Source organism: Baekduia sp. (genome assembly GCF_035318805.1).
Classification (GTDB): Bacteria; Actinomycetota; Thermoleophilia; order Solirubrobacterales; family Solirubrobacteraceae; genus Baekduia.
Window position 1 is genome coordinate 157,846 of record NZ_DATHDY010000016.1, and the last position, 23,987, is coordinate 181,832.

The window sequence follows — 23,987 nt, forward strand, 5'->3', positions numbered from 1 at the left end:
ACCGATCCTCGCACCGAAGCGTCGCCGTCGGAGAGCAGGCCCGGTCATACCCGCTCCACCGGCGGAGTGCCGAACAGGCCGTAGGGCCTGCTGAGGAGCACGAGGATCATCACGACATAGGGCGCGACGGCGGCGAAGTCGCTACCCAGGAATCCCGGCGCATAGCCCGACGACATGACCTCGACGACCCCGATCGTGATGCCGCCCACGACCGCGCCGGGCGGCGAGTCGAGGCCGCCGAGGATGACCGCCGGGAACGCGCGCAGCGCGACGTCTCCCAGCGCCGGGTTCACCGAGCTGGGAAAGCCGGCCAGGAACATGCCGCCCACCGCAGCGATGCCGCCCGCGATCGCCCAGGTCAGCGCGTACACACGCCGCACGGGCACGCCGACCGCCATCGCCGCCTCCTCGTCGGCGGCCGTCGCGCGCATCGCCAGCCCGTAGCGCGAGAAGCGGTCGAAGGCGAAGAACAGCGCCAGGATGAGGCCGGTGCAGAGCACCGTCCAGATACGCACCCAGTTGAACGTGACGCCGCCCACGTTCACGGCGGAGGCGCCCCATGGGTCCCCGAGGATCCGGGCGTTGCCGCCGAAGATCGCGGGGATCGCCGAGTTGATGACGATGCTCAGGCCGATCGTGATCATGACGAGCACGAACACGGGCTCCCCGAGCACCCGCCGAAGCACCATCATCTGGAAGACGGCGCCGCCCGCCGCGAGCAGCGCGATCGCGGCGATCACCGCCAACGCGAACGGCAGGTTCAGGCCGGTCGCCAGCACCGAGACGAGGTAGGCGCCGACCAGCAACAGGCTGCCCTGCGCGAAGTTGATGACCTTGCTGGCGCGGTAGACCACGGTGAACCCGAGCGCGACGAGCGCGTAGATGCACCCGAGCGCGATGCCCTGGAAGAGCAGCTGGAGAAAGGCCGTCATCGGCGCACCTCCGGTAGCCGTTCGGCCTGGGCGAACTCGAACTCCTCGCCCAGATAGGCGCGGATGACGCGCTCGTCGCGCTGGATCTCGGCCGGCGTGCCGATGGCGATGATGCGTCCGAAGTCGAGCACCAGCACGCGCTGTGCGATCCGCATGACCATCCCCATGTCGTGCTCGACGAGCAGCAGGGTCAGGTCGCGCTCGTGGTGCAGGCGGCGCACGAGCGCCGTGATCTCCTCGCGCTCGGCCACGCTCATGCCGGCGACTGGCTCGTCGAGCAGCATCAACTTGGGCTCCATGGCCAGCGCGCGGGCGATCTCCACGCGCTTCTGGATGCCGAACGGCAGGGTGCCCGTGGGGGTGTGCGCGTGATGGCCGATGCCGGCGAACTCGAGCGCCTCCATCGCGGCGGCGCGATGGCGGCGTTCCTCGCGGCGCGCGTATCCCAGCCACAGCCCGCTGCGCAGCGTCCCCGAGCGCATCAGGTGATGGCGACCGATGAGGACGTTCTCGAGCGCGGTGAGCTCCCCGAACAGCCCGAGGTTCTGGAAGGTGCGCGCGACGCCCGCGCCGGCCAGCGCCGAGATGCGCAGGCGCAGCAGGTCGGCGCCCTCGAAGCGCACGCTGCCCGCGGTGGGGACGTATGCGCGCGACAGGACGTTGAAGAGCGACGTCTTGCCCGCCCCGTTGGGCCCGATGACCGCGAACAGCTCGCCGCGGCCGACATCGAAGCTCAAGTCCGCAAAGGCGGTGACGCTGCCGAACCGGAGCGTCAGGTCGCGGACCTCGAGGACCGGTGCGGCGCTCACGGTCATCTCGGCACCGCCTCCGCGCGGCTGAGCACGGCGGGAGCTCCGAGATAGGAGGCGCGTACGCGCTCGTCGGCGAGCAGCTCGGCGGTGGGGGCCTGCGCGCGGACGCGTCCGGTCTCGAGGAGATAGGCGTGCTCGGTCGCACGCAGGGCGAGCGCCGTGCTCTGCTCGACCAGCAGCAGTGCGCAACCCCGCTCGTTAATCGCGTGCAGCGCCTGAGCGATCTCGGCGACGACCCGCGGAGCCAAGCCGAGCGACGGCTCGTCGAGCAGGAGCAGCCGCGGCTGCGACATGAGCGCGCGCGCGATGGCCAGCACCTGCTGCTGGCCACCGCTGAGCAGGCCCGCGGGCTGGTCGGAGCGCTCCGCCAGCACGGGAAAGAGCTCGGTGAGCTCCTCGCGGATCTCACGCTCCCGGCGGCGCGCACGGCCTGGGAACGCGCCGACGCGCAGGTTCTCCGCGACCGTGAGGTCGGCGAAGACGCGCCGGCCCTCGAGCACCTGCCCGATGCCGGCGGCGACCAGGGCGGCGGCGTCGGTGCGCATGATCGAGCGGCCCGCGAAGCGGATCGAGCCGGCTGTCACCTGGCCGCCGTGGAAGCGGAGGAGCCCGGTCACGGCGCGCAGGGCCGTGCTCTTGCCCGCCCCGTTGGCGCCCAGGAGAGCGACCGTACCGCCTTCCGGGACCGAGAAGCTCACGCCGTCGAGCGCCAGGACGGAGCCGCCATAGGTGACTCGGACGTCCTCGACCTCGAGCAGCATGTCGTGTGCCTCCTCTTGCTCGGACTTGCCGGGCTGCTTGACAACATGAAACCTGATTCATATGTCAGATGCAAGGGCGCATTGCGCGGCGCGGTAGGTTGCGCTCCAACATGCTCGACGGGCGCGTGGCACTGGTCACCGGGGGCAGCGGCGGCATCGGCGCGGCGCTGTGCCGGCGGCTGGCCGAAGAGGGCATGGCGGTCGCCGTCCACTACCGCGACCGCGACGAGCTGGCGCGGACGATCGCCGAGGACATCATCCGCGGCGGCGGGCGCGCGATCGCGGTGCCGGCCGACCTGCTGGTCCCGCGTGCGTCGGACCTGCTGATCGACCAGGTCGAGCGCGATCTCGGCCCGGTGGACGCGCTGGTCGCCAACCACGGGCTGGCGCATCGCGCGACGTTCGACGAGGTCGACGCCGGCGCGTGGGACGAGACGATGGCCATCAACCTGCGCGCGCCGTACCTGCTCGCGCGGCGCGTGATCCCGGGGATGGCCGACCGCGGCTGGGGCCGGGTCCTCTTCGTCTCCTCGGTCGCCGCGTTCACGGGCGGCATCGTGGGCCCGCACTACGCGGCGTCCAAGGCGGGGCTGATCGGGCTCACGCACCACCTGGCGTCGCGCGTCGCCGAGGCCGGGATCACGGTCAACGCGATCGCGCCGGCGCTGATCGAGCACACCGACATGCTCCCCGGCGACCCGGGCTACCTGGCGCGCGCGATCCCGGTCGGCCGGCTCGGCCGGCCGGCGGAGGTCGCCGACATGGCGGTCGCGATGCTGCGCAACGCCTACCTGACGAGCAAGGTCGTGGCCCTCGACGGCGGGATGCATCCGCGCTGGTGGGCCTCGCCGCCGGCCGCCGGCCGCCGGCGAGGGCCCACTCGTCATCCGAACGACTGCTTACCCCACCTTCTCGATCCGGTTCGGCGTCGGCGGGGTGAGCGGCGAGTGCGCGCCGAGGTAGCGGGCGAACGCGTCGAGGTCGACCTCGCCTCCGAGCGGCTCGGTGCATGAGGTGAAGACCATGTAGCCGTCGCCGCCGTCCGCCATGAAGTTGTTGACGACGACGCGGTAGCTGGAGGTCTTGTCGATGGGGGTGGTGCCGCCGTCGAAGGACACGGATCCGTCGACGACGTGGGGGCCGTCGGCGGTGGTCCACTGGTAGTGGACGTTGCCCGAGGGCAGCATGATCCGGCTGGATCCGGCGGACGGGTTGTTGAACTGCTGGTTGAGCACGTCGTAGATCTGCTGTCCGGTGCAGGTCTTGACCACGAGCGTGTTGCCGAACGGCTGCACCGTGAAGGCCTCCGCGTAGGTGACCTCGCCGGGCTGCTCGCCGCCGCTGATCTGGTTGTACAGCAGGCCCGACCGCACGCCGCCCGAGTTCATGAACGCCGCGACGGCGGAGCCGAAGTCGCTCGGCGTGGTCGCCTCCAGCATGGCGTCGGCGATCACGTCGCCCATCAGCTGCTCGCCGGCCGCGTTCTGGCCGCCGGGGTTGTCGCGCGCCGAGCGGATGTCGGCCGTGATGCTGCCGACGACCCGGTTGGCGAGCGGCGCCGACAGGTTGGTGTACTTGTCGAGGATCGCCTTGGCGGCAGGATCCTGCGGCACGTCCTGCGTGACGATCTGATTGCTCGCCGTGGCCGCGGTGACGGCCTTGGACTCGTGGTCGATCGTCAGGTCGATGTCTGTGACGAGACGGCCGAAGGAGGCCGCGCTCGTCACCAGCTTGCCGGCGATCGTGCAGACGTAGGGCTGGTGCGTGTGGGCGCTGATGATCACGCTGACGCGCCGGTCGAGGCCCTGGGCGATCGACTGCATCTCGGGCCCGTTGAAGTTCACGCAGCCGTTCACGTCGGTGTACTCGTTGCCGGTCGGCGTCGTCGACGCCGCCGGCGGCGCGGGCGGCCGCTGGGCGCCGCCCTGGTGCAGCAGCACGACGAACGCCTTGACGCCCTGTTGGCTGCGTAGCTTGTCCACCAGCGTGTTGACGGTCGCGACCTCGGGCCGGAACTCGAGCCCGGCGACGGCGCTCGGCGTCACGACGGTCGGCGTGCCTTCGAACGTCAGCCCGATGAAGGCGATCTTGGCGTTGCCGACCGTGCGCACCTCGTACGGCGGCAGGATCGTGGTGTTCGTGCCGGCGTAGAAGACGTTCGCGGCGAGGTACTGGAAGGTGGAGCCCGCGAACGGCGTCCCGTCCTGACAGCCGTCGATCGGATGGCAGCCGTCGCCGCCGTGCTGGTTGCCGTACTGCATCCGATGCAGCTCGTCCACGCCCTCGTCGAACTCGTGGTTGCCGACGCCGCTGACGTCGAGCCCGATCGAGTTCATGGCCTCGATCGTCGGCTCGTCGTGGAAGAGCGCCGAGACGAGGGGGCTGGCGCCGATCAGGTCGCCGGCGCCGACCGTGAGCGTGTTCGGGTTCGTCGCCCGCAGCGCCTTGATGTGCGTGGCGAGGTAGGCGATGCCCCCCGTCGGCACGGTCTTCTGCGTCCAGCCGGTCCGCACGCCGCCGGACATGACGGGATTGCAGCAGCCGACCTGGATCGTCCCCGGGGTGTTCGGCGCGAGGTGCCCGTGAAGGTCGTTGATGGCGAGCAGCTGGACGTGCGTGTCCTTGTCTCGCGACTTCGTGTCCCGCGGCTTGTCGGCGGCGGCCCCTCCCGGGAGAGCCAGCAGGGACGAGAACACCAGCGCCACCGCGAGAAACGTCTTCATCGGTTTCCTCCCAGAAATCGGTGCAAGCCAAAGGTCGAACGGCGCCCAGGCTCGACGGCTCCCGGGACGCCGGTAGCCTAGTCGAGCGGCTGCTCAGGATGTTGCACCGGTGTTACCGATGTCCGAAGCTGATCGAGAGTCTCGGCACGGCGCTGCACCACCGTCGCCGCCCGTGGGGGCCACCAGGCTTGGACGTCGGGGCGTTCGTTCGCCGGCGCCTCAAGCCGGTCCTCACGAGCGATGCTTGCGACGTTCAAGCGCCGTTGCAGCGAGTTCTGCAAGCCCAAAGCCGGCGACGCCAATCGCGATGGCGAGCGCCCCACCTGCCACGAGACCCGTGGTGACAGCACTCGCGATCAACAGTCCGAGGATCAACGAGCCGAGGGCCGCCGAAAGCCGCTGGCCGCGCATCCCTCTAGCGCCCCGAGACAAGCTTGACGGTCCCATAGGCGAGGCACGCAGCTGCCACCGGTGCGCTGACCTTGAGGTGCGACGGCACCTACCGAGGAAGCCCATGGCAGGCGCCCTGTGCCATCCCGGGTTCGGCGGAGGCGTGGTCCACCAACGCGGGAGACGTCCACCTTTGGCGAAGCTGCATTAGAGGGTGGGCATCGTTGGTGGCGACACGTCGCCGTAGGCGTAGAGATCTAGACGCAACCAGAGAACGCTCCCAGCCGTGGCGCGCGAGTAAGCGATACTCGATAAGCGGCCTGAAGGCTCCAGCTCGACGACCGCAGGGATATTTCGCTCCCACGATGACGATCGCAGCAGCGATGCCCTTAGCGCGCCAATCCCGAAATCCCGGGTGAGATGCCCCGCTCGGCGGAGGTCAATGTGACCGCTGAGTTCCCACGAGCCCGATGCAAGCGTGGCCGCCGTGTCGGCGGTGAAGCCCCGCGCGGCGTGAAGAGTCCAAAACGGATCGGTAGGCGCACGCGCTTCGGAACCGAGTCTCACTTCGGTCCACTGACCCGCCTGCTGCCGCACGACCCGTCCGCTGGAGTAGTAAGCGTCCTGCCACTCGTTCTTCATGCGGCGCACGGACTCCAGATTGCTCCTATCGGCGACGACTGCGGGCAGCGGACGCTCCCGTAGCTGCGCGATTTCACATTCGAACCCGACGGTCCCGGACGCCCTCAAGGCGTCTTCACCTCGAGCGTCACGTGTCGGTGCGACAAAGACTTTGCAGGCGGCCGCGCCGACTCGGTCGAACGCAATGGCGATGGGAGCGCTCAACCCATACCTAGCCTAGCAACGGAATAATTGGCGGGAGCCCGTAGTGGAGACATTTCGCGGCGCACAAGAAGAACTTTGCGTTGCAGTAGCCCTTCACACAGAGAATGAACCCGGCCGTTGAGTGTGCGAGTTGCAGGCACTGAGACACCCTTAGCGTGTCGCCACAATGATGGATGGCACAGGTAGCTACGCACGGCAGTACCCTCGGCTTGCACCCGGAGGGATCCGTGAGGTTTGTTGGGTCGCCGCCGACGTAGCCGTAGCGGTTGGCTTCGGTGAGGCTGTCGATCTGGTTGAGGGGGTCTTGTTGGGTCCAGCGGGCGGTGTTGGGGTTGTAGTAGCGGGCGCCGTAGTGGTAGAGGCCGGCTGGGAGGGCTTGGCCGCCGGCGAAGCGGATGTCGGTGGTGGGGCCGCTGCCGGTGCTGGTGGCGTTGCCGTCGGGGTCGTAGCTGTAGTCGCGGACGGGGCTGGTGCTGGTGCCGTTGACGAGTCCGATGGTCGAGCCGAGCGCGTCGGTGGTCAGGTAGTCGGTGTCGACGGGCGTGTTGTTGGTGTAGCGCCGCTGGGCGACGACGGCGCCGGAGGGGTCGCGGACGTAGTAGGTCTTGGCGGTGCCGGTGACCTGGCCGGAGAGTCCGAGGGCGTTGTTGGTGTAGTTGGTGGTGCCGTAGCTGATCAGCTCGCCTTGGGTGGGGGAGAGGTAGCCGAGGTTGGTGGTGCCGATGGTGGTGGTGCGGTTCCAGCTGTCGTAGCCGAAGGCGCCGCCGGGGCCGCCGGTGAGCTGGTTGCCGTTGGCGTCGTAGGTGGAGCCGGTGGCGCCGGTCGGGACGCTGTTGCAGGCGTTGGCGCTGGTGCCTGCGAATGTCCAGCAGAGCTGGTTGACGCGGTTGTACTTGTAGGTGGTGATCGCGTCGGGTTGGCTGGTGCGCTTGAGCGTGAGCTTGGTGCGGTTGGTCGCGTCGTCGTACTCATAGACGCGCTCGGTGACCGAGCCGCCCGCCGCGGTGGTCTTGGCGTCGGTCAGCTCGCCGTCCTGGCCGTAGGCGTAGGTGGTGACGTTGCCGGCCAGATCGGTGACCTTGGTGATCTGCTGGCCGGTCTGGCCGGTGGAGCTGTGGTCGGTCCATCCGTACTCGTAATCGAGCTGGGACCGGATCGTGGTGCCCGACTTGACGATGATGCGCTTGGGCTTGCCGGCGAGGTCGAAGTCGGTGCGCTGGGTCATGCTGCTGTCTGGCAACGTGACGGTGCGGCTGCGGGGGTCGGTGGCCGTGCCGGTGTCGTCGTAGCTGTAGGTGACCGCTGCGCTTTGAGGGTCGGTGATCTTGCTGACGCGGTCCAGCGCGTCGTACTCGTAGCCGGTGATGCCGCTGGGCTCGGTCAGGTTCAGCAGCTGGCCGTTGAGGGTGTAGCTGTAGCTGTTGGTGTAGCCGGGGAACGTCTCGGACGTGCGGCGGTTGATGTCGTCGTAGCAGTAATCCGTCGTGGTCGTGGAGGAGCCGTTGACCTCCTTGCGCTGCTTGAGGTTGCCCACCGCGTCCCACGTGTACGTGATGTAGGTCGTTGCGTTGACGGCATCCTTGGTGACGCGATCCAGCGGGTCATAGTCGAAGGTGTGGGTGATGCTCTTGCCGTCGGTGAGCGTGCGGACCCGTCCCAGGCTGTCGTAGGTCAGGGCGGTCGCGCCGAGGATGCTGTTGCCCGAGTCGGCCTGCGGCGTGACCGAGGTCAGCTGGTGGTTGGTGTAGCCGAAGGTCGTGGCGTTGCCGGCGTTGGTCGCCGTCCGGACCGTGCCGTCGACGCCGGATGAGCCGTAGCCGAACGTGACGGTGTTGCGCACCGTCGGATGCTCTGGGTCGCTGGCGTCGGCGTCCTTGATGGTCGAGAGGTTGCCCGCGCCGTCGTAGGTGTAGTACTGCGATTGGCCGTTGGCGTTGGTGGCGTGCTTGATCGCGTACTGCGACTGCGGGAAGCCGGCGCCGCCGGCGTAGTAGTCGGCGGTCGACTTGGCCCCCGACTTGTCCTCGGCCGAGGTGAGATTGCCCAGGCCGCCGGCATCGTAGGCCAGCGTGGCGAGGTTCTGGTTGGCGGTGCCGGCGAGGTCGCCGAAGGTCTGGGCGTCGCTGTTGTCGGTCCAGGTCGTCTCGGCGTCGAGGCCCTTGGGGTTGGTGGCCCTGGTGACACGCAGCTGCTTGTCGTAGATGTAGGTCGTCTGACCGTCGGTCGTCGGCGAGGCGGTGCTGTTGCCGACCGGGTTGGTCACGACGGTCTTGTGGTTGGCCGGGTCGTAGCTGTAGCTGGTGGTCGGGTTCTTGGCCGGGTTGGTGGGGTCGGTGCTGTCGAGCACGCGGATGATCTTGGTGGCTCGCCAAGAACCGAAGTCTGCGACCCATTCCCACTCGATGCGGGTCTGGTGACCGAGCGGGTCGGTGATCTTGGTCAGGTACCCGTCGGAGTTGTAGTCGTACTGTGTCGTCTTGCCGTTGGGGTCGGTGGCGCTTTGCAGCCAGTCCGGGTCGGCGCCACCCCGGGTGTAGTTGACCGAGCGCGATCCGTCGGTCAGCGACGTCGTGTAGCTGTCGCTGTCGAGGTCGAACGTCACGTGGCGGCCCTGGGTGCCGGAGATCGTGGTGGTGGTGTTCTGCCAATCCAGGTCGATGGTGTTGTTGTTCTTGTCCCTGATTGCGCCGAGCTGTCCGGACGGATCCCAGAAGTAGTAGCGCAGCCCGCTCTTGTTGTAGGTCAGCTTGTACTTCACGCCGCCGCTGACGCCGTCGGTCCCACATCCGCTGGCGACGCCGATCGTGCACATCGTCGCGCTGAGCCCAGACGGGCTGACGAAGGTCCCTGCCGCCGTAGCGGTGGCAAAGCGGTAGTGAGCGCCGGTCGGATCGGAGAAGAACAGCGAGTCATCGGCGTCTCGATGCACATAGGTCTGGTGGTAGGTCTCCGACCAGCCGCGGGCGAACGTGCCCGGGGTGTAGTTCTCGACCGCACTCCAGGTGCGATCGATCCCGAGGTTCAGTCCGGCGGTACCGGGCAGTTGCAGGTCGTTGACCGAGTAGGTGAGGTTGCCGTTGGCCACGTTGACGGCCAGCTGAGAGCGATCAGACAGCTGCTGGGTGTCCTGCGTGTAGTAGCTCTTGGCGCCCTCGTCCTCGCGCCAGTAGAGATCCAGCGCCGGCCACTTGTACGGGTCGCCGTCGGTGGACTCGAACGTATAGGCCTGGGTCGGGGAGCCGGCGTCGGCGGCGACCTGCAGGCCGAAGTCGGGCTGATCGCCCCAGATCCAGCTCTGCACGATCTCGACGGGCACGCGCCAGTAGTTCCACGTGTTCAGGCTGGAGATCGACGTCGCCGGGCCGACCTCGCTGCCGACGTCACCGCCCGCGGTGCCCCAGGGCGTGCTGCCGTTGCGGGTGGTCCACGTCGCGGCGTTGGTCCAATCGCTGCTCAGGCGCCGCACCCGCAGATTCGACGCCGGCACCGTCCCAGAGCCCGAGGCGTGCATCAGCAGCGTCGCGTCATAGATCGTGGCGTCCTGCGGGATCACCGACCGGGCGTTGAAGTACAGGTTCGCCCGGGAGGTGCCGGCCGCATCGCTGCCGACCTTGAGCGTCGGATCGGCACACAGCGAAGCGGTCGGGGTGGCGCTCGACAACGTGCAGTCGCGCGGCGCGCCGCTGTAGCGCATCTCCCCGCCGACGATCCACTGAACGTTGGGATCGACGATCACCGGAAAGGCACGAGAGGAGTCCTTCAGCCATTGCTCATCGACGCTCAAGGTCAGCCGCCAGCCCCCGGCCACAGCCGCGATCGCGAGCTCTGAGGCGTGCGACACCGACGGCCGCGCAGCCGAGTCCCACACCACCGGCGCGCCGAAGGAGAACCGCGCACGCTGCTGCCCGTCGACGAAGGCGATCGAACCGTCCGCGGCACGGCGGGGCGCAAGACCGGCGCCGGCCTGCACGTCATAGACGAATTCCCGCTGCACATTGGCGCCGGCCAGCGTCAGCGTCTCCTTGATCCCCGAGTTGACCGCCTGATAGCGCGCATCGACACCGTCGGCGATGTCGGGGTAGGTGACCGAGTCGCCTGCGATCTCGGCGCCGCCCCGGCCGCCGCGCAACGAGAACCGCAGCCAGTCACCGCCCTGGCTCACGCGAAACGGGTCCGAGAGTTGCTTGGGGATCAACACATCGCCGTCGTTGGCGCGGCGATGGACATAGCCGTCGGTGGCCGCATCGACCAGCGTGTTGTCGATCGCCCGCCACTCCTTGCCCTCGCGGAAGTTGACCGGCTGCGGATAGACCCGCGTCGTCATCGAACCATCCGCGTCGCGAAACGTCCGCGAGCTCGCCGTGCGATCGCCCACGACCTCGTCGCCGAGATCGCGCTGCTCCCGCGACGGCTTGAGCTCATCGCTTGCGGGCGCCACCGCGGCCGGCGCCTTCGCCACCGGCGTCGCCGCACCCGACGACACCCCGGTCAGCAACGCCACCAACAACGCCGCCGAACATCCCAACAGCGAAACGAGCAGCACGTAACGCGACCGCAAAGCGCCCACAGCCCACCCCCACTAGAGATCTCATCCCCGGGCAGGCCATCGACCGGTCGTCCGCTCCGCGGACGACGCCACCCAACACTCAGCGCAGCTCCGTGTCAAGAGGCATGCAGACGATCAGGTCCGATCCGTCCGCCATCGAACATCGACACGTTTCCAACGCCTGCGACGCCGTCGGTCCTCCGCGATGGAGACCAGCTCACCCCGCGCCGTCACCTCCCGCGCCCGCGTTGCGGTCGACGAGGGCGGCACATCGCCGCCCTCCTCGGCCGCAACGCGGGCATCCCGGAGGAGCTACGCGGACGGCTGGATGTTCTGGTTGATCCGGAACACGTTGTCGGGGTCGTAGGTCGCCTTGATCCGGGCGAGGCGGTCGTAGTTGTCGCGGTAGCTTGCGCGGACGCGCTCCTGGCCCTCGTCCATCATCATGTTGACGTAGGCGCCGCCGGCGGAGTGGGGGTGCAGCGCGTCGAAGTAGTCGACGGTCCAGTCCTTGATGGCGCCGGCGTTGTCGGCCGACGGGTCGACGCCGGCGAAGACCGAGCCCCACTGCGCGTCGCGGTAGCTCCACGCGGTGTCGTCGGACGCCACGTCGTGGACGGCGCCGTCGATCGGGTAGAGGTGCATCGTCGACTGCCACGTCGGCATCGCGGCGCCGAACCGGGCGTGGGCCGCGACGGCCTCGTCGGGGATCTCGTTGACGAAGTCGGCGCGCCAGTACCACTGCTGCCCGGCCGGGTAGACGCCGTCGAACGCGCTCTGCAGCGCGGCGTGCGGCATCGGCGCGGCCCCGTGCAGCAGCGGCTCGGGGAGGGCGTCGAGCATCGGGGCCATCGCCGCCGCCGCGTCCTCCTCGCCGCCGACGTAGCACCACACCACGGCGCACACCTTGCGCAGGTGGAGCTCCTCGGGGAACGGCGGCCCGGGCGGCACGCTGAGGAACGCGAAGAAGCCGTTGAGCTCGCGCGGCGCGGCCGGCAGGAACTCGCGGTAGACCGACAGGACCTGCTCGGCGTCGTCGATCGACCACAGCGTCGGCCCGGCGACCACGGTGCCCACCTCGTGGAGGCGGAACACGAACGACGTCACGACGCCGAAGTTGCCGCCGCCGCCGCGGATCGCCCAGAAGAGGTCGGGATGCTCGTCGGCGCTCGCGCGCACGCGCTCGCCGCTGGCCAGCACGACGTCGGCCTCGAGCAGGTTGTCGATCGTGAGCCCGAACTTGCGGGTCAGGTGGCCGAGGCCGCCGCCGAGCGTGAGGCCGCCGACGCCGGTCGTGGAGATGATGCCGCTCGGCGTGGCGAGCCCGTGCTCGCCCGTGGCCTGGTCGACCTCGCCCCACGTGGCGCCGCCGTCGACGCGGACCGTGCGCGCCTGCGGGTCGACCTGGACGTCGCGCATGGGGGAGAGGTCGATGACGACGCCCTCGTCGCACGTGCCCAGCCCGGCGCCGTTGTGGCCGCCGCCGCGGACGGCCAGCGGCAGGCCGTGGGCGCGCGCGAAGCTGACCATCTGCGCGACCTCGTCGGCGCTCGTGCACTGGGCGACCAGGCCCGGGCGCCGGTCGATCATCGCGTTGTAGACCTTGCGCGCCTCGTCGTAGCCGGCGTCCCCGGGCCCGACCAGCCGTCCGCTGAACCGCGAGAACTCACGGCGGGCGGTCGCCGCGGGTGTCATGACGGTGCTCATGTGTGCTCCAATTTCGTTTGGCGAATGTGGAGCCGACGGTACGGGCGTCGCAACCGGCTGTCATGACGTGTGCTGACCCACTTTCGTGAGGCCTCGGCCCGAAAGATCCGGCACGGATGATCAGTCTTGACTATGGTCGGTCGCGATCGCCGCAATGCCCGATCTCTCTGGCTCGCTTCGCCTGACCTCGACGTTCCCGTTCGTCGGACGCTCTGCGGAGTTGCGGACGCTGCGGACGCTGCTGCCGCGAGCGGAGGGCGACGGCGGGCGCGTCGTGCTGCTGGGCGGCGAGCCCGGCTCGGGCAAGAGCCGCCTGGTCCGCGAGCTGGCGTCCGAGGCCGAGAGCGACGGCGTCCTCGTCCTGTCCGGCGCCTGCGACGCCGTGGTGCGCACGCCGTACGGACCGTTCGTCGAGGCGCTCGGCCAGCTCGTCCGGGCCGCCGATCCGGACGAGCTGCGGGCCGCGCTCGGCGCCACGGGCGGGGAGCTGACACGGCTGCTGCCCGACCTGCCGGCCCGGGTCGGCGGCCTGTCGCCACCGGTGGCGGCCGATCCGGACACCGAGCGCCACCGCCTGCACACGACCGTGGCCAACGTCCTCACCGGCATCAGCCACCGGCGCCCGGTGCTGCTCGTCCTCGAGGACGGGCACTGGGCCGACACGCCTACGCTCCTGCTCCTGCGCTACCTCGCGCGCGCGGCCGGCAGCGCGCGGCTGCTGGTGCTCGCGACGTTCCGCGACGCCGAGGCCGACGTCCCCGAGGCGCTCGCGGAGACGCTCGCCGACCTGCGCCGGTCCGACGCCGTCGTCCGGATGCGCGTCGCCGGCTTCTCCGACGAGGAGGTGACCGAGTTCATCCGGCGCGCCGCGGGCGGCGAGGTCGGCGCCGGGCCGCCCCAGCTCGCGAAGGCGATCGGCGACCTCACCGAGGGCAACCCCTTCCTCGTCTGCGAGCTGTGGCGCGCGCTCGTGGAGACCGACGCGGTCGAGATCGTCGACGGCACGGTGCGGCTGACCGGCTCGACGGTGGACCTCGGCACCCCGGAGAGCGTGCGGGAGGTCGTCAACCAGCGGCTCGCTCGCCTGGCCGGCGGGACCGCCGAGCTGCTGGAGCTGGCCGCGACCGCCGGCGGCGAGTTCGGGCTCGACGTGGTCCGGCGGGGCTCCGGCGTCCCGGACTCCGAGCTGCTCGCGCGCCTCGACGAGGCCGTGCGCAGCGGGATGATCGAGGAGCTCCCGTCACGGACGCTGACCTACCGCTTCGCCCACGAGCTGGTGCGGCGGGCCCTGTACGACCGGCTCACCGGCGTGCGCCGCGCCGAGCTGCACCTCCGCGTCGGCGAGGCGCTCGAGCGCGACGATGCGCGCTCGGGCCGCGCGCTCGCCGACCTCGCCCACCACTTCGCCCTCGCGGCGCCGCTCGACGGCTCCCGGCGCGGCGTCGACTACAACGTGCTCGCCGCCCGGGCGGCCACCGAGGCGCTCGCGTTCGAGGAGGCGGTGGCGCGGCTGCTCACCGCGCTGGAGCTGCGCATCGAGAGCCCGGAGCGCCGGGCCGAGGTGCTCATCGAGCTCGGGACCGCCTGCCATCGCGCCGGCAAGGCGCTCGACGCGCAGGACGCGCTGAGGACCGCGGCGGAGATCGCCCGCGAGTTGGGCGACGCGCAGCTGCTCGCGCGCGCCGCGATCGGCTACGAGGACGCCTGCTGGCGCCCCGGCATCGCCGATCAGGGCGCGGTGGAGCTGCTCGAGGAGGCGGCCGCGGCGCTCGGCGAGGCCAGCTCCGAGCTGCGCGTCCGGCTCCTGAGCGGGCTCGCCCGCGCGCGGGACTTCCGTGGCGACCACGAGCGCGCGGCGATCGTGCGCACGAGCGCCATCGGCATGGCCCGGCAGCTGCACGACCGTGCCGGCCTGGCCACCGTGCTGGTGGGCGCGTACTGGTCGCGGGGAACGAACTCGTTCGAGGAGATCCTCGCCATGCTCACCGAGGCCGCGGTGATCGGCGAGGAGCTCGGCGACACCGAGATCCGCGCCGAGGCGATGTCCTGGCGCGTGCCGGCGTTCGTGGCGCTCGGCGACATCGACTCCGCCCGGCGCGAGGTGGCGACGTTGGAGGCGACGTCCGAGCAGACGGCGCAGCCGTTCATGCTCCACGTCGCCGCGCACTACGGCTCGGCGCTCGCCCTCTCCGATGGTCGCCTGGACGCCGCGCAAGCGCTGGCGGCCCGCTCGCACGACTGGAGCCGGCTGCTGACCGGGCGCGACGCGTCGGGCGTGCACGGGATCCAGATGTTCGGCATCCGCCGTGAGCAGGGGCGCCTGGCGGAGCTCGCGCCGGTCGTGCGGCTGCTGGCCGGCCAGGTCGGGAGCAGCGGGCCGTGGCGGCCGGGGCTCGTCTCCGTGCTCGTGGAGCTCGGCATGCATGCCGAGGCGCGGCGAGAGCTCGAGCGCGTGCGCGTCGACGGGCTGGACACGCTCCGCGAGTCACTCTGGCTCGCCTCGCTCACGTACCTGACCGACGCCTGCACGGCGCTCGGAGACGAGGAGACGGCCGCGCTCGTCTACCCGGAGCTCGCGCCACTCACCGGCGCCAACGTGATGATCGGCCACCTGGTCGCCTGCTACGGCGCGGCCGATCGCTACCTGGGCATGCTCGCGGCGACGCTGGGCGAGTGGGACCGCGCGGAGGATCACTTCCGGCGCGCCACGGAGCTCAACCGGCGCACGGGCATGCTCACCTGGTTGAGCCACACGCTGCACCAGCACGGCCGGGCGCGGCTGGCGCGCGGCGACGGCGCCGGTGCCGCGCCGCTCCTGGCGGAGGCGGCGGCGCTCGCCGAGGCCCTCGGCCTGCGGGCGCTGGCCGGGCGCATCGGGGCGCTCGAATCGCCGGCGGCGACGACGACCGTGCTGCCCGACGGGCTGTCGTCGCGCGAGGTGCAGGTCCTCGGCCTCGTCGCCCGCGGCCTGAGCAACCGCGAGATCGGCGGCACACTGATGATCAGCGAGCACACCGCGGCCAACCACATCCGCAACATCCTGCGCAAGACGGGCTGCGCCAACCGCACCCAGGCCGCCTCGTACGCTCACCGTCACGGCCTCGTCGAGGCCTAGATGGCTCGCCATCGGCCCCTGTAGGATCGTCGGACCATGCCGCTCTACGTCATCGAGCGCAACTTCGCCGTCGAGCTCGACCTCTCCAGCGAGGACGTCAGGCTGATCGACGAGATCAACGCCGACGAGGGCGTGCGCTGGCTGTTCTCGTTCCTCAGCGCCGACCGGCGCCGGACCTACTGCCTGTACGAGGCGCCCTCGTCCGACGCCATCGTCGCCGCCGCGCAGCGGGCCAACGTGCCGGTGGACGCGGTGGTCGAGGTGGGCGCGGCCGCGCCCGAGCTGTCGGATCGCCTGCGCGACTGGGCCGCCTCCCAGGCGCCGTCGTAGACGGTCTCCTCGCACCGCAGGGCGGCGCAGCGCAGGTGTGAATCGCGACCCCTAGGGCCCCTGGTCGCGACGGCGGGCAGCGCGGAGCATGGCTCCAGCCTCCCTGCCGTCTCCTCGAAAGGCCCACCATGCTCTCGCATCCGACCATCAGCAACGCCGTCGCCCGCACCGTGGTCGCCGACCGGATCCGTGAGGCCGAAGCCTTCCGGCTCGCGCGCAGCGTTCGCCGCGCCGGGCGCCTGCGGACCGCGATGCAGCGGGCGGCGCTCGGTCGTCCCGGCGGCCGTCTGCGTCCGCAGCTCCCGGCGGTGCACGACACGACGCTCCTGCGCCGGCGCTGAGCGAAGCTTCGTCCACCTTACCTCTGGGCTTGCCTGCGCGAAGCGGCAGGAGTAGAAAACCAATGTGTCGGATCTGCTCACCGACCGTGAGTTCGCCGGATATCGCGTCGACAGCGTCGTCGGGCGCGGCGGGATGGGGGTCGTCTACCGAGCAACCGACCTGGCGCTCGACCGGACCGTCGCGCTCAAGGTCCTGGTCGAGGCGCTGGCCGAGGACCCCGAGTTCCGGCGCCGCTTCGTGGCCGAGTCCAAGACCGCGGCGTCGCTGGACCATCCCAACATCGTCCCGATCTACGCCGCCGGGGAGTGCGAGAGCGTGCTGTATCTGGCGATGAGGTTCGTGCCGGGCGACGATCTGCGGACGGTCCTCCACGCAGAGCGCCGCCTGGCGCCCTCCCGGGCTGCGCGCGTGATCGCCCAGGTGGCGGCTGCGCTGGACGCGGCCCATGCGAGCGGGCTCGTCCACCGCGACGTCAAGCCGGCCAACGTCCTGATGGCCAAGGAGGACCACGTCTACCTCAGCGACTTCGGACTGAGCAAGCGCGTGATGGCCGACACCGTGTTCACGCGCGCGGGCGACGTGCTGGGGACCTTGGACTACATCGCCCCCGAGCAGATCCGCCGCGAGACGCTGAGCGCCTCCACCGACGTGTACGCGCTGGGCTGCATGGCCTTTGACCTGCTGACTGGTGAGGTCCCCTTTCCCGCCGACACCGAGGAGGGCAAGCTCTGGGCCCATCTCTCCGAGCCGCCGCCGCGGCTCGGGGCGCTCGTCGACGGGATGCCGTCGGCGTTCGATCGCGCCGTCCGCCACGCGCTGTGCAAGCGGCCCGAGGATCGCTTCGCCTCCGCGGGCGAGCTCGGCGCGGCCATCCAGGCGGCGGCCGGCGGTATGCCGGCCCGCGACTTCGAGCAGACCCGCAGCCGCCGGGGGAGCGTCCCGCGGCCGGCCGCGCCGGCGGCGCCGTGGCGGTCCGCACCTGCCGCACGCACCCCCGCCCGCCGGCCGGCCGTGCGCGCCGCGGTCGCGCGTCGCGAACGCGACCAGCCGCTCCTCACGGCCCTGACCGACCCGTTCAACCTCGTGCTGCTCGCCGTGCTCCTGGCCGTGGGCGTCGCGCTCGGCACGGTGGCGTTGATGGTGCCGATGGCGCTGGTGGTCTACGGCGCGGGCGTCGTGCGCAGCTACCGGGATCCGGCGGAGCGCCGTCATGGGTGACCCCGCGGTCGCCGACCCGCATCCCACGAGTGCGCGCGAGGTCAAGGCGCAGCTGGACGCCGAGCGGCGCGGCCTGCCGTTCCTGACCTACGGCGGCGAGGACGGAGCGCTCGCGACCGTGCAGCTGGACGGCGGCGCCTGCGCCACGGCGACCGCCTCTGCTTCGGGGAGACGCCGGTCGTGTTCCACGCTCCCGGGGAGGGGCCGTCGCTGCCGACCACCGGGGTGTCGACGGGGCAGGGCGACGTCGTGCTGTCCGAGGCGCAGCGCAAGGTGCTCGTCTCCCTCTGCCGCCCCCTGGGCGACTCCGCCTACGCGACGCCCGCCACCAACCGGGAGATCTCCGCCGAGGTGCACCTCAGCGTCGACGCCGTCAAGGCGCACCTGCGGGTGCTGTTCGAGCGGTTCGGCCTCGACGCGCTGCCCCAGAACCAAAAGCGCGCGCGGCTGGCCGCGCTCGCCCTGGTCAACCGGGTCGTGCGACAGCACGAGCTCTGAGGACGGTCGTGCGCGGCCGCGCCGTGGTGCTGCTGCTGGCCCTCGGCGCCGTGGCGATCGCCTTCGCGCAGTCGCGCGCCAAGGACTCCGGCCCCCCGCCGCCGGCGCGGACGGCCGGCCCGCCGGCGCTGCGCGTCTCGTTCGTGTACTCGCCGGAGAAGGCGCAGCTGATCCGCTCGCTCGTCGCGCGCTTCAACGCGCAGCACCGCACCCTGGGCGGGCGAACCGTCGTCATCCAGGCGAGCAACGTCACCTCGGGGGCCGCCGAGACCGCGATCGCGCACGGGCGGCTCAAGCCGGTCGGGTGGTCGCCGGCGGACGATCCGCGACCTCGAGCGCTCGATGGTGCACTACCCGAAGGAGGGCACGTTCTTCTCCGACAACCCGTTCGTCGTGCTCTCGGCGGCGTGGGTCTCGCCGGAGGAGGCGCGCGCGGCCCGGCTGTTCGAGCGCTTCGCGCTGAGCCAGGTCACGGCGAAGGCGGCCGCGGCCTTCGAGTTCCGCCCGGGCGGGGCGCAGCTGCCGTCCCCGTCGAGCGGCCGGGGCGCCGACGTCGCGGTCGATCTCCGCCAGCCGCAGCGGGTCCTCGCGCTGCCGGAGCCGCGCGTGCTGGCCGCGATCCGGCGCGCGTGGCAGCTCGACCGCAAGCCGGCGCGGATCCTGCTCGTCGTCGACACGTCGACCTCGATGAGCGCCGAGCGCCGGCTCGACCACGCGAAGGCCGGGCTGCGGGCGTTCCTGAGGCAGGTCTCACCGCAGGACAGCGTCGGGCTGACGGCGTTCTCGGACCGCGTACGCAACCTCGCGCCGATCCGGTCGATCCGCGCGAACGGCCGCGAGCTCGCCCGGCTCGTCGACGGGCTCGTCCCGGACGGCGCCACCGTGCTGTACGACGCGACCGCAGCGGGGGTGCGGCGGGTCGAGGCGCACGCCCGGGCGGATCACATCAACGCGGTGGTCGTGCTGACCGACGGGCAGGACGCCACCAGCACGCTCCGGGCCCAGGACGTCATCGACCGGCTGAACCTGCACAGCGAGAGCGACCGGCGGGTCCGCGTGTTCACCATCGCGTACTCGCCCGACGCGCTCCAGGCGCGGGGCCCGCTGACGGAGATCGCCCGAGCCTCGGGTGGCGCCGCCTACGACGGGACCACGGCGAACATCGCCTCGGTCTACCGCTCGATCGGCTCGTTCTTCTGAGCCGCGCGGGACGCGCCCGGGCGCTTGGTCGAGGCCCGCGGGATGATGGCCGTCGGGACCAGGACATGGCCGCCCTCGGCTCTGCCCTCGACGATGTCGATCAGCAGCTCGACGGCCCGCTGCCCGATCTGGTCGGGATGGAGGTTGAGCGCCGTCACCGACGGCCCGGTCGACTGGCCGTGGCTGCTCTCGGTCGCGGTCATGGCCAGCAGCAGCTCGTCGGGGACCTGGACGCCGCGCGCGTTGGCGGCCAGGAGCGCGCCGAACGCCAGCCGGTCGTAGCTGGCGAAGATCGCGTCGGGCGGGGTCGGCAGGCTCAGGAGCTCGGAGGCCGCCGCGTATCCCGCGCTCTCGGTCAGCTGCTGATCGGTCTTCGTGATCAGCGGCTCGACGTCGTGCTCGGCGCACCACTCGCGATACGCCCGCTCGACGTCGACGCTGTAGGAGATGACCGTCGGCGTCGTCATCAACGCGATCCGGCGGGCCTTGCGGCGACCCAGGTGGTCGAGGACCGATCGTGTCGCGGCGATGTGGTCGTTGTCGACCCACGCGTTGCCCGGCTCGTCGCCGACGACCCGTCCCGTGGTGACGAGCGGCATCGACGCCTCGCGCAGCTCCTCGACCAGCGGATCGCCCTCGACCGGGTCGACGACGATCGCGCCGTCGACGGCGACCCCGACCGCGGCGCCGAGGCCGACGTCGGAGGGGGTGAGCACCAGGGCGTAGCCGCGGTCCAGCGCGGCCGCGGAGGCGGCGGCGGTCAGGTAGGTGAAGTACGCGAAGTCCGAGAGCGCGAAGCGGATGTCGGCGGGCTGCGAGATGACGAGGCCGAGGAGCCCGGTCTTGCCGCCCGCGAGGTTGCGCGCCGTCGCGTTGGGGCGGTAGCCGAGCTGCTGCGCGATCTCCTGCACCCGGTCCCGCGTCTCCTGGGGGAGCCGGCCCTTGCCGTTGAGGGCGTGGGAGACGGTGGTGACGGAGACCCCGGCCGCCGCCGCGACCTGGCGAATGCCTACACGTCGATTGGCTTCGGCCACGCCCAGAACTTAGCCGATGCCACCTTGACATGCAAAAACGGTTTCCTTAGGCTCGCGCCGGTCACCTGCAAAACCGTCTTTGCCATCAGAAGAGATAAGGGTATCCATGTCGGTCGCTCCCCCTCAGAATGACCCCACGATGTGGACGAGCCTGCTTCACGCAGGCCTCGTCAGCTCGTTCATGCGCCTCCCGTACGTCGCCCCCGACTCCCAGGCGCTGCTCGCCGCCGGCGCCCGGGCCGGGATCTACGGGCTGCCGTTCGACGCGACGAACGTCAGCCGCACCGGCGCCAACTACGGACCGCGCGGCATCCGCGAGGTCTCCTGCCAGTTCCTGCCCTACAACGCGATGCTCGACTTCGACCTGATCGCGGCACTCAACCCCGTCGACTGCGGCGACTGCGACGTCGTGCTCGCCAACGCCGAGAAGACGTTCGCCCGCGCCCAGGCCGACATCGGCGCGATCCTCGACGCCAACGCGCTCCCGGTCACCTTCGGCGGCGACCACTCGATCACGATCCCCGCCGTTCGCGCGCTGCGCGAGCGGGTCGCCGACCCCGGCCTCGTGCTCGTCGACATGCACCTCGACAGCGCGCCGGACGTGGGTGGGGAGGAGCTCAACCACTGCTGTCCGGTCTCCCGCGCGGTCGACGCCGGCTTCGATCCCGCCAAGATCGCGCTGGTCGGCATCTCGGGCTGGATGAACCCGCGCACCGAGATGGACTACTGCCGCGAGCACGGGATCACGGTCATCTGGCTCGAGGAGATCTGGGAGCGCGGAACCGCGTGGGCCGCCGACCGCGCCCGGGAGATCGCCGGGGCGGGGGACGGGATCTACCTGTCCTTCGACGTCGACGCCCTCGACGCCGCCTACGCCCCCGGCACGTGCTGCCCCTCTCCGGGCGGGCTCACGAGCCGCGAGGCGATCGAGATCGTGCGCGGCGTCTCGCGCGGCGGCCTGCTCGGAGTGGACGTCGTGGAGGCCGCGCCGAGCCTCGAGGCGACGCCGTCGACCTCGCTGATCGCCGGCCGCGTGGCCATCGAGGCCATGGCCTTCCACGCCGGGGCCGGCGCCGCGCGCTGACCCATGCACGTGCTCCTCGGCCAGCTCTGCCCGGTGCCCGGTGACGTCGCCGCCAACGTCGGCGCGATCGCCGACGCCCTGGCGGAGCACCCGACGGCCGAGCTGGCCGTGTTCCCGGAGCTGTTCCTCGGCGGCTACGACCTCGCTCGCGTGGCCGGGCTGGCCGTCGAGGTCGGCGACCCGGTGATCGGCGAGCTGCGCGCCGCCGCCCGCGACGCGCAGACGGCGCTCGTCGTGGGGTTCGCCGAGGCCCTCCCGCACGGGGGCGTGGCCAACGCCGTCGCCTGCATCGACGCCGGCGGGAGCCTCGCGACCACCTACCGCAAGACGCACCTGTTCGGTGCGGGCGAGCGCGAGGCGTTCGTGGCCGGCGACGCGCTGCGGGTCACCGAGCTCGCGGGCCGGCGCGCCGGACCGCTCGTGTGCTTCGACATCGAGTTCCCGGAGCCGGCGCGCGCCCTGGCGCGCGCCGGCGCCGAGCTCCTGGTCACCGTCGCGGCCAACATGGACCCCTACGGGCCCGACCACGCGCTCGCGGCCCGCGCGCGGGCGCTCGACAACCGCCGTCCGCACGTCTACGTCAACCGCTGCGGCGACGAGGCGGGCATGAGCTTCGCCGGCGGCAGCGCCGTGATCGGGCCGGACGGCTCCGTGCAGCACCAGCTCGGTCGCGCGTCGCAGCTGGCCTGCGTCGAGCTCGCCGGCGGGCCCGCGACGGGCCTCGACGCCGACTACCTGCAGCACCTCCGCCCGGATCTGGCGGTGGAGGACGATCAGCCCATCCCCACACACGGAGCCACCTCATGAGCGCCCACACCACCGATCCGCCGGCAGCGGGACCCGCGCCGGGGCTGTTCACCCGCAAGGCCACGGGCCTCGTCCGCGAGGGCCGCACGCGTGATGCGCTGTTCTACAACCTGCTCTGGTCCAGCGTGGCGCTGACCTTCGCGTTCTACTGGCTGTTCGCGGCGTTCTACCCGGGCTCCAACGCCCTGCTGTCGGCCCTCATCGCTGCAGCCCTGGGGCTGCCCGGTGCGTTCCTGTACGCCATGCTCACGCAGCTCATGCCCCGGACCGGGGGCGACTACGTGTTCAACAGCCGGTCGCTGCATCCCTCGGTCGGGTTCGCGGGGAACTTCAGCTACTCGTTCTGGCTGGCGGTGGTGATCGGCGTCTACACCACCTACATCGCGTCCTACGGCTTCGGCGCCTTCGGCCGCATGATGGCCGGCTACGGCGCGGGCTCGGGGTGGCTGAGCTTCGGCGACTGGTTCTCGACCGACGTCGGGCTCTTCATCACCGGCACGGTGATGCTCCTGCTGTCGGCGACGATGTTCGCGCTCGGCGGCGTGCGCCTGTTCTTCCGCATCCAGGCCGCCTGCTTCGTGCTCTACCTCCTGGGAGCGATCCTCATCCCGGTGCTCGTCGGCGTCTTCCAGGGCCACGGCGGCTTCCTGGCGAACTTCGACGACTACGGCGCCCACCTGGGCACCACCGGCGCCACGGCCGCGCTGGCGGGGTCGGCCAAGGACGCCGGCTTCGCGCACGCGGGCTTCAGCTGGGAGATGACGCTCAAGGCCGTGTCGGTGTTCTGGTTCATCTTCGGGTTCATCTTCTCCAGCAACTACTTCGCCGGGGAGATCCGCCTCGCCAAGCGCACCCACCTGTACTCGATGCCGGGAGCGGTGCTGCTGGCCGTCGTCGTGCTCGTGTTGCTGGTGCCGTCCTTCACGCACATCGTGGGCTACGACTTCGCGTCGCAGCTCGGCCTCGCCGACCCGGCGGCCTACGGCTTCACCGCCGGCGCGCCCGCGTACCCGGAGCTCGTCGGCATCGCCTCGGGGAGTCCCGTCATCGCCGCCGTCACGATCATCGGGTTTACGATCGGCATGGCCGTGTGGCTGCCCCAGACGATCATGCTCGTCAGCCGCAACATGTTCGCGTGGTCCTTCGACCGCGTCGTCCCGGAGCGGCTGTCCTACGTCGATCGCCGCTCGCGCTCTCCGATCGTCGCCATCGGCGTCATGCTCGTCGTGAGCATCGCCAGCACCGCGGTGTACGCCTTCACCGACTGGCTCAGCTCGCTGGCGGCGCTGCTGGGCCTCTCGCTGCCCCTGCTGGTGACCGCCATCTCCGGCTCGCTGCTGCCCTTCCGGCAGCCGGCCCTGGTCGAGAACTCGCCCTACAGCCGCCGGATCGCGGGCGTGCCGATCCTGACGCTCGTCGGGTCGCTCGCCACGCTGGGCTTCGCCGCGGCGATCGGCGTCCTGCTGTGGGATCCGGGCTCGGGCGCCAGCCTGAGCGAGAACCCGGGCCGGGTGGCGCTCGTGGTGGGCGTGTACGTCGTCGGCCTCGTCGGCTGGTTCGTGGCGCGGGCGATCCGGCGCTCCCAGGGCGTCGACATCGACCTGGCCTACCGTGAGCTGCCGGCCCAGTAGGAGGCTGTCGC

At 71.1% G+C, this 23,987-nt stretch carries 19 protein-coding genes; 10 read left to right on the top strand and 9 right to left on the bottom strand.

The window, feature by feature from the left end:
- Positions 1–44: 44 nt before the first annotated feature.
- The 3 genes from VK501_RS03690 to VK501_RS03700 are packed head-to-tail and all read right to left on the bottom strand — an operon-like array spanning position 45 to position 2,505.
- Positions 45–932 carry a branched-chain amino acid ABC transporter permease gene (locus VK501_RS03690; RefSeq protein ID WP_324334758.1) on the bottom strand — a complete coding sequence of 296 codons (888 nt, stop codon included), beginning with the start codon at positions 930–932 and terminating at the stop codon, positions 45–47.
- On the bottom strand, positions 929–1,747 hold the full coding sequence (locus VK501_RS03695; RefSeq protein ID WP_349260967.1) for an ABC transporter ATP-binding protein: 819 nt from the start codon (positions 1,745–1,747) through the stop codon (positions 929–931). Before VK501_RS03695 ends, VK501_RS03690 begins: the two co-directional genes overlap by 4 nt.
- Complete coding sequence (locus tag VK501_RS03700) at positions 1,744–2,505, bottom strand: ABC transporter ATP-binding protein (protein ID WP_324334763.1); 762 nt, start codon at positions 2,503–2,505, stop codon at positions 1,744–1,746. The genes VK501_RS03695 and VK501_RS03700 overlap by 4 nt, the downstream gene beginning before the upstream one ends.
- A gap of 110 nt (positions 2,506–2,615) precedes the next feature.
- Between VK501_RS03700 and VK501_RS03705 the strand changes: the two genes are divergently transcribed.
- A complete protein-coding gene (locus VK501_RS03705) occupies positions 2,616–3,518 on the top strand; it encodes an SDR family NAD(P)-dependent oxidoreductase (RefSeq protein ID WP_324334765.1) in 903 nt (300 codons plus the stop codon).
- Here VK501_RS03705 and VK501_RS03710 read toward each other — a convergent pair.
- The 5 genes from VK501_RS03710 to VK501_RS03730 form a co-directional block, all read right to left on the bottom strand.
- Positions 3,405–5,228 (bottom strand): bifunctional metallophosphatase/5'-nucleotidase, encoded by a 1,824-nt coding sequence (locus VK501_RS03710; protein WP_324334767.1) that lies wholly within the window; start codon positions 5,226–5,228, stop codon positions 3,405–3,407. The two genes, VK501_RS03705 and VK501_RS03710, sit on opposite strands and share 114 nt — an antisense overlap.
- A 231-nt stretch (positions 5,229–5,459) precedes the next feature.
- Positions 5,460–5,639 (bottom strand): hypothetical protein, encoded by a 180-nt coding sequence (locus tag VK501_RS03715; RefSeq protein ID WP_324334768.1) that lies wholly within the window; start codon positions 5,637–5,639, stop codon positions 5,460–5,462.
- 186 nt (positions 5,640–5,825) lie between these two features.
- Positions 5,826–6,464 (bottom strand): hypothetical protein, encoded by a 639-nt coding sequence (locus VK501_RS03720; protein ID WP_324334769.1) that lies wholly within the window; start codon positions 6,462–6,464, stop codon positions 5,826–5,828.
- Positions 6,465–6,471: 7 nt separating this feature from the next.
- Positions 6,472–11,007, bottom strand: coding sequence for an RHS repeat-associated core domain-containing protein (locus tag VK501_RS03725; RefSeq protein ID WP_324334771.1), 4,536 nt, complete (start codon positions 11,005–11,007; stop codon positions 6,472–6,474).
- 315 nt (positions 11,008–11,322) lie between these two features.
- Positions 11,323–12,717 (bottom strand): FAD-binding oxidoreductase, encoded by a 1,395-nt coding sequence (locus tag VK501_RS03730; RefSeq protein WP_324334773.1) that lies wholly within the window; start codon positions 12,715–12,717, stop codon positions 11,323–11,325.
- 154 nt (positions 12,718–12,871) lie between these two features.
- On the opposite strand from VK501_RS03730, the gene VK501_RS03735 reads away from it, so the two are divergent.
- The 6 genes from VK501_RS03735 (at position 12,872) to VK501_RS03760 (ending at position 19,420) form a co-directional block, all read left to right on the top strand.
- On the top strand, positions 12,872–15,832 hold the full coding sequence (locus VK501_RS03735) for an ATP-binding protein (RefSeq protein WP_324334775.1): 2,961 nt from the start codon (positions 12,872–12,874) through the stop codon (positions 15,830–15,832).
- Between the two features lie 36 nt (positions 15,833–15,868).
- Positions 15,869–16,162, top strand: coding sequence for a DUF4242 domain-containing protein (locus tag VK501_RS03740; protein WP_324334777.1), 294 nt, complete (start codon positions 15,869–15,871; stop codon positions 16,160–16,162).
- A gap of 128 nt (positions 16,163–16,290) precedes the next feature.
- Positions 16,291–16,503, top strand: coding sequence for a hypothetical protein (locus VK501_RS03745; RefSeq protein WP_324334779.1), 213 nt, complete (start codon positions 16,291–16,293; stop codon positions 16,501–16,503).
- A gap of 64 nt (positions 16,504–16,567) precedes the next feature.
- Positions 16,568–17,722 (top strand): serine/threonine-protein kinase, encoded by a 1,155-nt coding sequence (locus VK501_RS03750; protein ID WP_324334780.1) that lies wholly within the window; start codon positions 16,568–16,570, stop codon positions 17,720–17,722.
- Positions 17,723–17,902: 180 nt separating this feature from the next.
- Positions 17,903–18,220, top strand: coding sequence for a hypothetical protein (locus VK501_RS03755; RefSeq protein ID WP_324334781.1), 318 nt, complete (start codon positions 17,903–17,905; stop codon positions 18,218–18,220).
- A gap of 342 nt (positions 18,221–18,562) precedes the next feature.
- Entirely contained in the window at positions 18,563–19,420 is an 858-nt protein-coding gene (locus tag VK501_RS03760) for a vWA domain-containing protein (RefSeq protein WP_324334782.1), read from the top strand.
- Here VK501_RS03760 and VK501_RS03765 read toward each other — a convergent pair.
- Entirely contained in the window at positions 19,393–20,454 is a 1,062-nt protein-coding gene (locus tag VK501_RS03765; protein ID WP_324334783.1) for a LacI family DNA-binding transcriptional regulator, read from the bottom strand. The two genes, VK501_RS03760 and VK501_RS03765, sit on opposite strands and share 28 nt — an antisense overlap.
- A 106-nt stretch (positions 20,455–20,560) precedes the next feature.
- Here VK501_RS03765 and speB point away from each other — a divergent pair, with 106 nt between their 5' ends.
- Genes speB through VK501_RS03780 form a run of 3 tightly spaced genes read left to right on the top strand, consistent with a single transcriptional unit; the run spans position 20,561 to position 23,976 of the window.
- Positions 20,561–21,538, top strand: coding sequence for an agmatinase (gene speB, locus VK501_RS03770; protein WP_324334784.1), 978 nt, complete (start codon positions 20,561–20,563; stop codon positions 21,536–21,538).
- A gap of 3 nt (positions 21,539–21,541) precedes the next feature.
- Entirely contained in the window at positions 21,542–22,345 is an 804-nt protein-coding gene (locus VK501_RS03775; RefSeq protein WP_324334785.1) for a nitrilase-related carbon-nitrogen hydrolase, read from the top strand.
- Positions 22,342–23,976 (top strand): amino acid permease, encoded by a 1,635-nt coding sequence (locus tag VK501_RS03780; RefSeq protein WP_324334786.1) that lies wholly within the window; start codon positions 22,342–22,344, stop codon positions 23,974–23,976. The genes VK501_RS03775 and VK501_RS03780 overlap by 4 nt, the downstream gene beginning before the upstream one ends.
- The last annotated feature ends 11 nt before the right edge of the window (positions 23,977–23,987 follow it).